This window comes from Acrocarpospora macrocephala (genome assembly GCF_009687865.1).
In the GTDB taxonomy this organism is placed as follows: domain Bacteria; phylum Actinomycetota; class Actinomycetes; order Streptosporangiales; family Streptosporangiaceae; genus Acrocarpospora; species Acrocarpospora macrocephala.
Genome location: NZ_BLAE01000031.1, coordinates 73,790 through 86,187, shown reverse-complemented (window position 1 = coordinate 86,187; position 12,398 = coordinate 73,790). Strand labels below are relative to the sequence as shown.

Genomic DNA, 12,398 nt, shown 5'->3' with positions numbered 1-12,398 from the left:
CGGACATACACGGCCTTTGGTCCGGCGGGTTAGGGAGTAGATGATGTCATTTAACCGTGCCGCGCGGCTGGGCGCCGCGCTCGTGGTCGCGGGAGCGGTCACGTTGACCGGGATTCCGGCCGCCCACGCAGTCGTCCCATTCACGGTCTCCAGCCTCAACGGCAGCGGCAACAACGTCGCCAATCCGACGTGGGGGCAGGCGAACACGCCGTACAGCCGGGTGGGGCCCACCCGCTACGTGAACGGGCTGAGCCAGCCGTTCGGCGGGCCGAACGTGCGCAACGTCAGCAACCGCATCCACAACGACGTGAACCAGAACCTGTTCTCCGAGCGCAGGGTCACCCAGTGGGGGTTCACGTGGGGGCAGTTCATCGACCACACCTTCGGCCTGCGCGACGGGCGGGAGCCCGGCGACCCCCAAGGGGAAACCGCGAACATCCCGTTCAGCGCCTCCGATCCGCTGGAGGACTTCACCAACACGCTCGGCTACATCCCGTTCGTCCGGTCGAATCCGGCGCCGGGCACGGGGGTCAGCAATCCCCGCCAGCAGACCAACACCAACAGTTCCTACCTGAACGGCTTCCCGGTGTACGGCCCGGACAACACGCGGCTGGAATGGCTGCGCACCGGTCCCGTGGACGGGAACCTGGCCAACAACAGCGCCTCGCTGATGCTGTCCAACGGGTACTTACCGCGCAGGGACGCCCGGGGCAACGCCGGGACCGCGCCGGTCATGGAGCTCAACGGCCGCCTGATCGGGCAGCCGGGGCGGGCCATGGTGGCGGGTGACGTACGGGCGAACGAGAACCTGTCCCTCACCGCGACCCAGACCCTGTTCGCCCGCGAGCACAACCGGATCGTCGCGCTGCTGCCCGGCTCGCTGAGCGAGGAGGACAAGTTCCAGATCGCCCGCCGGGTGGTCATGGCCGAGCAGCAGTACATCACCTACAACGAGTTCCTGCCCTCGCTCGGCGTCGCCCTGCCGCGCTACACGGGCTACAACCCGGGCGTCAACGCCAACCTGGGCAACGAGTTCGCGACCGTCGGCTACCGCGCGCACAGCATGATCCACGGCGAGTTCGAGCTGGAGACCAACGCCTCCCGCTACTCGCAGGCGACGCTGAACGCGCTGACCGCGCAGGGTGTCGAGGTCGCGGTGGACGGCGACGACGCCGAGATCGCGATTCCGCTCAACCTGGCCTTCTTCAACCCCGACCTGCTGGAGCAGGTCCAGCTCGGCCCGATGCTGCTCGCGCTCGGCCTGGAGTCGGAGTACAAGAACGACGAGCAGATCGACAACCAGCTGCGCAGCGTGCTGTTCCAGATCCCGGTCTCCGGCAACCCGGAATGCCTGGACGGGCCGGGCCTGCCGGAGTGCTTCAACGGCGTCGTGGACCTGGGCGCGATCGACATCGAGCGTGGTCGTGACCATGGCATCCCGACGTACAACCAGCTGCGGCAGGCGTTCGGGCTGCCGGCGAAGACCTCCTTCACGGCGATCACCGGCGAGGCCACCGACGCCTTCCCCGCGGACGCGCAGCTGACGGCGGGCAACGAGATCAACGACCCGGACAGCCTGGACGTGCTCCAGCTGTTCGACATCGACGGCAACGCCGTCGACCTGAACGACGAGGCCGCCGTCGAGGGCACCGCCACCCGCGAGGTCCGCCGCACCACGCTGGCCTCCCGGCTGCGCGCCCTGTACGGCAACGTCAACAACATCGACGCGTTCGTCGGCATGGTCGCCGAGCAGCATGTGCCCGGCAGCGAGTTCGGCGAGCTCCAGCTGGCCATGTGGGCCCGGCAGTTCCAGGCCCTGCGGGACGGTGACCGGTTCTTCTACGGCAACGACCAGGGGCTCACGTACATCAGGAACACCTACGGGATCGACTACCGGCGCACGCTCGGCCAGATCATCGACCTCAACACCGACCTGACCGCGGCCGACCTGGCCCCCAACGTGTTCCTGGTGCCCGAAGCCGACCTTCCCCCGGCGACCTGCACGGTCAGCTTCACCCAGACCACCGAATGGCCGGGCAACTTCCAGGTCAACATGACCATCACCAACACCGGCACCACGCCGATCAACGGGTGGGCGCTGCGCTGGGAGTGGGCCAACGGTCAGACCATCAGCGAGCTCTGGAACGGGGTGGTCAGCCAGAGCGGCCGGAATGTCACGGTGACGAACGCCCCCACCAACGGCACGATCGCCCCCGGAGCCAGCCGGGACGGCATCGGCTTCAACGCCCAGCGCGACAACTTCACTAACGCCAAACCCCCCAACTTCACCCTCAACAACCGCCGCTGCGCGACCGCCTGACCTGAGGACCGGTCACGGGCCCGCCGCCCGTGACCGGTCCACCAGCCCGAGCCGATGCGAGATGATCAGGGCCTCCGACCTGGTCCGCGCCCCCAGCCGGAGAAACAGCCGGGCCTGTACGCTCTCGACCGTCTTGGCGGTAATGCCGAGCCGTCGCGCGGTCTGCCCGATGGTGTGCCCGAGCGCGATCGAATCCAGCACGTCCCGCTCCCGGGCGGTCAGCTCGGGCGGATGCGCGGCGATCCCCGCCGTGAACGCGTCCAGGCAGAGCGCGGTCATCGTGAAGTAGCCCCGGCACATGAGCGACAACATCCCGCACAGGTCCTCGGGCACGTCCTCCCGCCAGACCAGCGCGCGGGCGCCGTGCCGGACCGCCTCCCCCACGGCCGCCAGATCGGGCGGCACCGAGCAGACCACCAGCGTGGGCGCCCCCAGCCGGGCCGGCAGCTGCCAGTCACCCGGATCCGGGTCGATCAGCACCGCCGCCAGCGTGCCCCGCCGCCACTGCAACCAGTGCGCGCCGGTGGAATCCCGCAGCACCGCGAACGACTGCCCGCAGGCGAGGAGCGTCTCGGCCACGCGGTCCCGGCACGCCCCCGGCCGCGCGTGCACGACCACCACCTCAGGCCGGGTACGGCCGTTGTCCGGCAGCGGCCGATGATGGTCGAAGAACCCCAGCGAGATGGCCCTCGCCACCGCGTGCGCCTGGCTCACCACGCCGAGTTTGCGGTAGATGCCGCGCTTGCACGCCTCCACCGCGCAGGTCGTGACGCCGAGCGACGCCGCGATCCGTGCCGTGCTCAGCCCTGATCCGAGCAGATTGAGCACCGTCAACTCCGAGGAGGTCATCGCGACCTCGTTCCCGGGTCTTTCCACCGTCCTGTCCATGTGCACGTCCCGACCCCTGGGATGCGACCACCCGGAAACTGACGCTCAGGACGACTTGTGTCAAGTCTTGGGGTAATTGTGTGACATCGAACTGGGAAGATCCATGAACGCTTCACGAGTGGAACGGGACACCGGGCAGCGGTGCTTCGATCCGCTGCCCGGGTTACCGTCAGCGGCCCTGAAGTGCCTTGACGTTGTCGCCGAAGGTCCAGTTCCGCGAGCCGTCCCAGTTGATCGACCAGGTCATCAGGCCCTTGAGGCTGCCATTGAAGGCGTTCCAGCTCTGGGAGACCAGCGAGGGCGTCATGTAGCCGCCGCCGGCGCCGGACTGGGCGGGCAGTCCTGGCACCTGCTTGTCGTACGGCACCCGGATCGTGGTGCCCTGGATGACGAGGCCGTTGTTCAGGCAGGTGGTCTGGGCGGTGAAGCCCTGAACTGTGCCGGCTGAGTAGGAGTCGCCGGAGCAGCCGTACATCGAGCCGTTGTAGTACTGCATGTTCAGCCACCAGAGGCGGCCGTTGTCGGCGTACTTCTTGATGATCGGCAGGTAGGCGCCCCAGATGGAGCCGTAGACGACGCTGCCGCCGGTGACGTACGCGGTCTCGGGGGCCATGGTCAGGCCGAAGTTGGACGGCATCTGGGCGAGCACGCCGTCGATGATGCGGATGAGGTTGGCTTGCGACGCCGACAGCTGGTTGATGTTGCCGCTGCCGGTCAGACCGGTCTCGATGTCGATGTCGATGCCGTCGAAGTTGTACGTCCTGAGGATCGGCACGATGGTGGCGATGAAGCGGTCGGCCACCGTGCTGGAGTTGAGGTCGATGCCCGCGGTCGCGCCGCCGATGGACATCAGGATGGTCGCGCCCGCCGCCTTGGCCGCGCACATCTCGGCCGGGGTGGCGACCTTGACGGTGGCGTCCATGCCGTCCTGCCAGAGAGCGGTGCCGTCAGAGAGGATGACCGGGAACGCGGCGTTGATGACGTTGTAGCCGTGCGCCTTGATGCGAGCGTCCGTGATCGGAATCCAGCCGAGCGGCGGGTGCACCCCGTTGGACGCGCCGTCCCAGTTCTCCCAGTAGCCCTGCAGGACCTTGCCGGCCGGCTTGGACTTCACCGCGCACGTGTTTCCCGTCGGGGAGGGCGACGGAGACGGACTCGGAGACGGACTCGGGCTCGGAGACGGACTCGGACTCGGGGAAGGGCTCGGGGACGGACTCGGGCTCGGAGAGGGGGACGCCGTGCCGCCGGGTCCGTCGAAGTTGATGTCGTCGGCGTAGTAGGTGCCCTGGCCGTACCAGCCGTGCACGTAGACCACGGCGGTGGTCTGACCGGCCGCCGTGGTGAAGGAGAGGGTGAGCTGCTGATAGGCCGCCGACGAGGTCCACGTCGCCGATCCACCGTTGACGCCCAGGTAGACGTAGTTCCCACGCACCCAGGCGGACACCGTGTACGCGGTACTCGGCCGCACACTCACCGTCTGCGAGCACTTGGCGTTGTCCGACGCGTTGGCCGCGCCCGAGAGCGCCCTCGTACCGCTGCGCACCGGCGTGCTGACGACGGACCCGAGCCCGCCGGTACAGGACCACGGCGACAGCGCACCGGTTTCGAATCCGGGATTCGCCAGCAGATTGGCCGCGTACGCCGACGTCTGCGCGACGAGCACGCCCAAGGCCGCCAGGAGTAACGAGACTGCCAGAGTCAGCAGCCGGGGGGTTCGCTTCATGGAGAAACCCTTCTGTCACCCGGAGTAAGGTCACCGGGCATCGACGGAGCGATGGGGTTGCGAAGCCACGGTGACTAAGGCTCGCGAGCAACAGTTCCCCGAATTATCTTCCAAGATCATGGTTAATGTCCATAACGAACTCTCACTTGAACACCACCAGACGCGCCACGCAGGCGACCACGCGCGCCCAAGCACCCCGTCGCGTGTTCTCACACGCGTGGATTCACCAGCCCCCGCGGGACGGGGGAATCTTGGTGGAAGGCACCTTCGTTGGCACGGCCCGCAGTTCCCCTTCGAGATCGGCGATCATTGCGTGGGCCGCCTGCCGTAACCGTGCGCGGCGCGCGCTCAAGTCCTCGGCGAACCGTCGGGCCACGGGGCCGACCCACACGGGCTGGCCGGTGAACTGGCGGTGCGGCGAATCGAGCGCCGCCTCCAGGGCCTCGACCCGTGTTCTGAGCTCCGCCAAAGTCCGTTCCATGAGCTGGTGCCGGGGGTTGGGGACCATGTGGTCCGCGGAGTGGCTCATATGCCCCTTCGCTAAACGTCGCGATTACTTCCACGTTATGGGATCTGCCATCGTTTATGCAGGTACACCAGACCAATCTGTCGTACGAATATTAGAGTGAAGCGGGGCGGCTACAGGGTGGAGAGAGATCATGGAGCAGGGACCCCCTGGAACGGGGCCGTTGTCACCGGATTTCAGTGGCATCGATCCAGGTCTGATGAGCACGTTCATCGCCTCTCTCACAAGTGGCCGCGATGTCATCAAAGAAGAGATGGAAGCGATCCGCCGCCTGCTGACCAGCGCCGACCTGTCGAGTCTGGGCCTGCAGCCGGTCGGGCAAATTCTGGACTGGCTCGAAACCGAATTACCGCAGCTCCGCAGACGCAATCAGGCGATTCAGGCCTCGGCTAATATCCGGTCGTGGGCGCCGGGCCTGCTGAGCGGTCTGGTGCCGCTGGACGAAAAAACGATGTTGTCCCAGGCGGAGGCGCGGCGGCAGGGGAAGGCGCTGGCGGAACGCTTCGCCGGCATCCAGGCGATCGACTGGGGATGGCCCGGCGGCAAAACCAACGATGACGTGCTCGCCGAAATGGCGGCCGAGTTGGGCGCACACTGGAATGACGCGGATTTCAGCGCCTCCTTCTTCGCCACGCTCGGAGCCGAAGGCACGCTTGGGATCCCCGCCAAGCTCCGGGCGGGCATGAAAGATCCTGACGACACGATCGACCTGGTCAGCCGGGCTTTCGGTACCGCGGTCAGCTTCGGAGCGCAGGTGCCGGGCTTCGCCGAAACCCGGTATGAGATGGTGACCGGCCGGGACCCTGGACACGCATCCACGCTCTTCCAGCCACCGAAAAGTAGCGCCATCGCGGCAGACTTCGCGGAACTCAAGGACAATGCCGGAGCATACGACCCGGAGCACGGTAATCAGGCTTTGGGCGACCTGCTCCGAACCGGCGACTTTCCCGCGGCCTGGCTTTCGACCGTGGTGAGCCGACATGCGCTGAGCGGCGAGAGCACGGTGAACGGCACGAGCCTGGCCGGATATCTCTACGCCCTGGGCAACAATCCCGAAGCCGCGAGAACGGCGATCTCTACTGCGACCAAGGAGTACGGATCCCTGGCTGCGTCGCTTCACCGACTGAACGAGAGGGTGAAAGTCTCTTCCACCTTCTCCTGGCAGGCGGACTTGCAGGAGAAGGAGAATTCACGCGCCGACGCCTTCGGCCGGATGCTGGCCGCCGCATCAGGCGCCTACGACGAGAAGGACGGGGCGCACTCCACGGAGGCTGTCCGGAATGCCTTCCAACTGATGACGACACTTCCGTCACTGAAGATCGCCGAACCGACCCGCATACGCCTCGCCGAACTCGCCGGTTCGTACGCCACCGAGATAGTCGAAGGAGCGAACCTCGGTGATGCCAACCGCACCCAGCCCAGCGCGTTCGAGGACGCCAAAACCATCATCCCCGGACTGGACCCAGTATTTCGCCTAAGCCCGAAAGACACGTATGAATTCGTCAAGACCTTCGCGAACTCTCCGGGCAACATCAAACCCTTCGAAGAAGGCATGGGGGTCCTCGCCGACAGACTCATCAACACGGCCGCCGCAAAGGACGGCGGCAACGGAGTCGGGTATCTCGAACGCACGATGAGGGCGATGGGGTATGTCGCGGGCCTGCAGTTCGCAGCCGAGCGTGAGGTCCAGGGGAAGCTGGATGCCATCGACCAGCAGCGAATCAAGGCGCAAATGTTCGCGGCTGGACTGGCTCTTGGTGTGGGGGGCCTTGCTGTGCCTGGCATGGGAGGTCAGATCCTATGGCTTGGTCTCTCCACTCTTGCACCTCCCGGCCTGGAGTCCGTGCTAGAGATCGACGAGACCCGAATGGACGCACTGACCGCGAAGTCAGATGCCGCTGCTCTGGCCATGGACGGCTGGATGGCGAACATGCTCATGGAACACGGCTTCAAGGCCAAGGTTCCGTTGACCGATGCACGCTTCTCCCATCCGCCCATCACTGATGACAACGGAAACCTGCTGTCATTCGACAAGATAGCCAAAGACAAGAACGCCCTGAAGAACTTCAATGATTGGCTGATCGCCAATGGGTCCGGCGGAACAGAAAAGAAGGAGCTGGGCGAGGCTCACGAGTGGCTTAAGGTAGTCATCGACGGAAGCCGAGGTCGCGCATTGAAGCAAAACCCATCACCATTCGACTAACTTTACCCTCGTCAACTCAATGACAAGCACTCTGTCTCACCTCGTGCCACCATCCTGCCTTTGGCAGGAGAGGAAAGAACGAGTCTCGTATGATATTTCGCACTCACAGCCTCTTCTTGGGTCAACTGGCTGAGGGGGCCGACGAGGTCATAATCGGCCACAGAGCGCAGTGCGCCGATAAGTGCGACGGTGATTATCTCAGAATCACCTGAACCAGCTCCGGCGTCGGCTTCGGCGGCGTAGGTACGCCGGTACTTTCCATTACCGCAGGGGATGTCCTTTCCGCCGGGGTCCGTGATCTTTATGTTCTCGGCGAATGCATGCTTCAACGTCTGGTCGATATGGCTCTTGAGCACCTCGCCGGCTTCGGCCGCGGTCGGCTCCGGAGGGGCGTTATCCCCACATCCGGACAGCACAAATACGATGACCAGGGCAATCGACTTGGTCGGCCACACGCGACGCGCCATCCACCCCTCCGGGAATCCAGGTCCATGCATCAGACCCATAATGTCCGGGAACCGGCGATAGTACGTCCATTTCGCGGGAACAAGAAGAACCGGTCCGGCCACGCTGGACGACCTGCGTACCGTGACCATGCGGCCTGGGCGGGATCAGCCGGAATCGGCGTCGAAGTTTAGTTCTGAGGTGACTCGGTAGCGGTCGCCTCGGTAGATGGAGCGGGTGAACTCGACGATCCGGCCGTTCACGTCTCTGGTGGTGCGCTCCACCATCAATGCCGGGAAATGTTCCGGCACGTGGAGCAGTTCTGCCTCTGTCTCGTCGGTGACTGTTGCCTCGATGGTCTGTATGGCGCTGCGCACGTCCACGCTGAAACGTTCGCGGAGAAAGCGATAGAACGAGCCGGATTCCATGTCTGAGGGAACCAGGCCGTCGACCAGTGCGTGGGGGAGGTGGAGGCGTTCGATGGCCATGGGTTCGTCGTCGACCAGGCGGAGGCGTACGACTCGGAGGACGGGGGCGGCGGGGGCGAGTTGGAGGCGGCTGGCGAGTTGGGGGCCGGCGGGGGCGGAGCCGAATTCGAGGATGCGGCTGGCCCAGTGGCCCTCGGCGGGTGGGGCGTAGAACGAGCCGCTGGGGGTGGCGGCGAGGGCCTGGGTGACGCGGTGGGGGCCGGTGAAGGTGCCTCGGCCGTGTTCTCGGACGAGTTGGCCGGAGCGGACCAGGTCGTCGATGGCGGCGCGGAGGGTGGGGCGGGAGACGCCGAGTTCCTTGCACAGGTCGCGTTCGGAGGGGATGGCCTCGCCCGGCTTCTTGTCGGCGATGAAGTCGAGCAGGAAGTCGCGCACTCGGTCGCGCTTCAGCCCGGCCCGCATGTTCAGAGTCACAACCTGCACCTTACCAGCTTATGACCAGTTGGCCAGATTAACGCTTGATAACAGGCCTTGACGGGACAACTGGTTAAGACCACTCTACTCGAAGCAGGCAGATTGCTTACCAATATCTGACCACTGGGAGTACCAATGAGGTCCCGCTTCCTTACCGCCTCGGCGGTGCTGGCGCTCGCCGCCGGCCTGACCGCGTGCGGATCCACGCCAGAATCCACCACTCCCAGCGCTGACGCGGGGCCGGTCAAACTGACCGTCTGGGTCATGCGGGACAGCTTCACCGACGGGGTCATCAGCCGGTTCAAGTCCGACTTCGAGGCGAGCCACCAGGGGACCACGCTGGACATCCAGATCCAGGAGTGGGACGGCATCGGGCAGAAGGTCACCAGCGCGCTGGCCAGCAACGACGCGCCCGACGTGATCGAGGTCGGGAACACCCAGGTGGCTGAGTACGCGGCGAGCGGCGGCGTCAAGGACCTCACCGACAAGGTCGCCGAGTTGGGGGGCACCGACTGGATTCCCGGGCTCGCCGAGCCGGGCAAGATCGACGGGCGGCAGTTCGGGATCCCGTGGTACGCGGCGAACCGGGTCGTGATCTACAACAAGAACCTGTTCGAGAAGGCCGGGATCACGGCGGCACCGAAGACGCGGGACGAATGGATCGAGGTCACGACCAAGCTCAACAAGGGCGGTACGCAGGGCATCTACTTACCAGGCCAGAACTGGTACACCCTCGCCGGGTTCATCTGGGACGAGGGCGGCGACCTGGCGGTCCGGGAGGGCGACCAGTGGAAGGGCGCCCTGGACACGCCGCAGGCGATCGCCGGGATCGGGTTCTACCAGAAGCTGCAGGCGCTGGGCGAAGGGCCGCGCGACTCCGACGAGGCCAAGCCGCCGCAGGCCGACGTGTTCGCGAAGGGCGACGTGGCGCAGCTGATCTCCTCCCCCGGCGGAGCGACCGCGATCGAGAAGGCCAATCCGGAGCTGGCCGGGAAGCTGGGATTCTTCCCGATTCCGGGGAAGACGGCCGACAAGCCGGGCGCGGTGTTCACCGGCGGATCCGACCTGATCATCCCGGAGGCGTCCAAGAATCCCGACGCCGCGTACGAGGTCGTCAAGGCCCTGGCGGGTGAGAAGTTCCAGCTCGACATGGCCAAGGAGATGTCGTACGTCCCGAACAAGGCGTCCTTCGCCGGCGTGCTGAGCGGCAGCGAGGGCGCGGCGGCGATGGCCATCGGCGCGACCAACGGGCACGCCACCCCGAACTCCCCCAACTGGGCCGCGGTCGAGGCGAAGAACGTCATCAAGGAATACCTGACCAAGGTCCTCACCGGCGGCGACCCCGCGACCGAATCCGCCGCGGCGTCCCAGGTCATCACGGACATCCTCAACACCAAGTCGTAGCTGTACGGCTCACGCCCACGAAACGGAATCCGACCGTATCCGGAGCAGCAGCGGCATTCCGTCAGGTGTTCCAAGCCCCCCACCAAGTCGTAGGAGCGCGGCCCACCCTTCCCGAAAGGTGGGCCGACCCTCCCACCCATGCTCCCCACGACCTTCCGAGGAAGCCCGTGTCCGCACCGCCCGTGGTCGCCCCCCGCCAGGAAAGTCCCGCGCCGCCGCTCACCCGGCGGAGCCCGGGACGATCCCGGATGGCCGGATTATGGCCGTATCTGCTAGTCGCCCCCACCGTGCTCGGGGCCGCGTATCTCCTGCTCTACCCGCTGCTGCGCAGTGTGGTGATCTCTTTCCAGCACTTCCGGACCGGCGAGCTGATCCGTGGCGGGGCGGCCTTCGTCGGTCTGGAGAACTACCAGGAGGTCCTCGGCAGCGACGAGTTCTGGTCGGTGGTCTGGCGGACCCTCCTGTGGACGGCCGTGAACGTCGCCGCGATCATGGTGATCTCCACCCTCGTCGCGTTGATGATCGCCCGGCTGCGGAAACGCCTGCGGCTGGCCGTGATGAGTGGCCTGGTGCTCACCTGGGCGACGCCGGTTCTGGCGGCGACCACCATCTTCCAGTGGTTGTTCCAGTCGAGGCTGGGCGTGGTCAACTGGCTGCTGGCCACGCTCGGTCTCGAGTCCTTCCGGGGTTACCCCTGGTTCGCGGACGGCACGTCCACGTTCGTCATCCTGGTGGTGGTCGTCGTCTGGCAGTCGGTGCCGTTCGCGGCGCTCACCCTGTACGCGGGACTGACCACGATTCCGGCGGAGCTCTACGAATCCGCGCGGATCGACGGCGCGACCGGATGGCAGATATTCAGAAATGTCACCTTCCCGATCCTGCGCCCGCTGTTCGGGCTGATCACCTCCCTCGAGGTGATCTGGGTGTTCAAGTGTTTCGCCCAGATCTGGGCGATCAGCCGCGGCGGCCCGGACGGCGCGACCACCACCCTCCCCGTGTACGCCTACCAGATCGCCCAATCCCTCCATAAATACGACCTGGGCGCGGCCATCTCCACGCTGACCGTCCTGATCCTGGTCGCCGCCCTGATCACGCACCTGCGGCGGATGCTCCGGCACGAAGGAGACCACACGAAAGGAGACCAGCTGTGAGACTCCGGCGCCTCCCGCTCACCCTGGCCGCCCTGTCGGTCCTGATCGTCTCGGTCTTCCCCGTCTACTGGATGGTGCTGACCGCGTTCAAACCCACGAAGGACATCCAGGCCGACACCCCAACGTTCTGGCCTGCGAACCCCACGCTCGAGCATTTCGCCACCGCCGTGAACGCCGACGGATTCGGGTTGTTCTGGCGTAACAGCCTGCTGGTGACCGTCAGCGCGGTCCTGGCCGCCCTGGTCGTCGCGCTGCTCGCCGCGTTCGCGGTGGCGCGGATGCGGTGGCGGGGACGGCGCGGCTTCATCCTGATGGTCTTCATCGCCCAGATGGCGCCCTGGGAGGCGCTGCTGATCTCGATGTTCATCATCGCCCGCGACACCGGCATGCTCGACAAGCTGTCCATGCTCAGCCTGATCTACTTCATGACGACGCTTCCGTTCACGATCGTCACGCTCCGGGGCTTCCTCGCGGCGATCCCGCCGGAGCTGGAGGAAGCCGCCCAGATGGACGGCGCGAGCCGGTTGGTCGCGTTCCGCCGGGTCGTCTTCCCGCTCCTCGCGCCGGGCCTGATGTCCACCTCCCTGTTCGGGTTCATCACCGCGTGGAATGAGTTCGCCTTCGCGAACGCGCTGATCATCAAGAACCAGGACGACCGCACCCTGCCGGTCTGGCTGTCGTCGTTCAGCAACATCTTCGGCACGGACTGGGGCGCCACGATGGCCGCCGCCACCCTCTTCATGCTGCCTGTCCTGCTCATCTTCCTCCTCCTGCAGCGCCGGGTGACCTCCGGGTTCACCGCCGGCGCGATCAAGGGCTGACCTGAGAGGGATCTCC

Annotated in this window: 10 protein-coding genes; 5 read left to right on the top strand and 5 right to left on the bottom strand. The window is 65.9% G+C overall.

Annotated elements, in window-relative coordinates; all coding sequences use genetic code 11:
* Positions 1 to 43: 43 nt before the first annotated feature.
* On the top strand, positions 44 to 2,320 hold the full coding sequence (locus Amac_RS26005; RefSeq protein WP_218041283.1) for a peroxidase family protein: 2,277 nt from the start codon (positions 44 to 46) through the stop codon (positions 2,318 to 2,320).
* A gap of 12 nt (positions 2,321 to 2,332) precedes the next feature.
* Here the strand turns inward: Amac_RS26005 and Amac_RS26000 are convergent, their stop codons facing one another.
* From Amac_RS26000 to Amac_RS25990, 3 genes are all read right to left on the bottom strand, one after another.
* Entirely contained in the window at positions 2,333 to 3,196 is an 864-nt protein-coding gene (locus Amac_RS26000; RefSeq protein WP_170322643.1) for a LuxR C-terminal-related transcriptional regulator, read from the bottom strand.
* Positions 3,197 to 3,377: 181 nt separating this feature from the next.
* Entirely contained in the window at positions 3,378 to 4,931 is a 1,554-nt protein-coding gene (locus Amac_RS25995) for a glycosyl hydrolase family 18 protein (protein WP_155357016.1), read from the bottom strand.
* A 223-nt stretch (positions 4,932 to 5,154) separates the two neighbouring features.
* Positions 5,155 to 5,460, bottom strand: a complete 306-nt coding sequence (locus Amac_RS25990; protein WP_155357015.1) for a hypothetical protein — start codon at positions 5,458 to 5,460, stop codon at positions 5,155 to 5,157.
* Between the two features lie 130 nt (positions 5,461 to 5,590).
* Between Amac_RS25990 and Amac_RS25985 the strand changes: the two genes are divergently transcribed.
* Positions 5,591 to 7,660, top strand: a complete 2,070-nt coding sequence (locus Amac_RS25985) for a DUF6571 family protein (RefSeq protein ID WP_155357014.1) — start codon at positions 5,591 to 5,593, stop codon at positions 7,658 to 7,660.
* A gap of 11 nt (positions 7,661 to 7,671) precedes the next feature.
* Here the strand turns inward: Amac_RS25985 and Amac_RS25980 are convergent, their stop codons facing one another.
* Complete coding sequence (locus Amac_RS25980; protein WP_155357013.1) at positions 7,672 to 8,127, bottom strand: hypothetical protein; 456 nt, start codon at positions 8,125 to 8,127, stop codon at positions 7,672 to 7,674.
* A gap of 144 nt (positions 8,128 to 8,271) precedes the next feature.
* The gene (locus Amac_RS25975; RefSeq protein ID WP_246268695.1) at positions 8,272 to 9,006 is read right to left on the bottom strand and encodes a GntR family transcriptional regulator; all 735 of its coding nucleotides are present in this window, start codon (positions 9,004 to 9,006) and stop codon (positions 8,272 to 8,274) included.
* A 135-nt stretch (positions 9,007 to 9,141) separates the two neighbouring features.
* Between Amac_RS25975 and Amac_RS25970 the strand changes: the two genes are divergently transcribed.
* The 3 genes from Amac_RS25970 to Amac_RS25960 all read left to right on the top strand — a co-directional run bounded on the left by Amac_RS25970 (position 9,142) and on the right by Amac_RS25960 (position 12,382).
* Entirely contained in the window at positions 9,142 to 10,410 is a 1,269-nt protein-coding gene (locus Amac_RS25970) for an extracellular solute-binding protein (RefSeq protein WP_155357012.1), read from the top strand.
* Positions 10,411 to 10,577: 167 nt separating this feature from the next.
* Positions 10,578 to 11,561, top strand: a complete 984-nt coding sequence (locus Amac_RS25965; protein WP_246268693.1) for a carbohydrate ABC transporter permease — start codon at positions 10,578 to 10,580, stop codon at positions 11,559 to 11,561.
* Positions 11,558 to 12,382 (top strand): carbohydrate ABC transporter permease, encoded by an 825-nt coding sequence (locus tag Amac_RS25960; RefSeq protein WP_155357011.1) that lies wholly within the window; start codon positions 11,558 to 11,560, stop codon positions 12,380 to 12,382. The genes Amac_RS25965 and Amac_RS25960 overlap by 4 nt, the downstream gene beginning before the upstream one ends.
* Positions 12,383 to 12,398 lie beyond the last annotated feature (16 nt).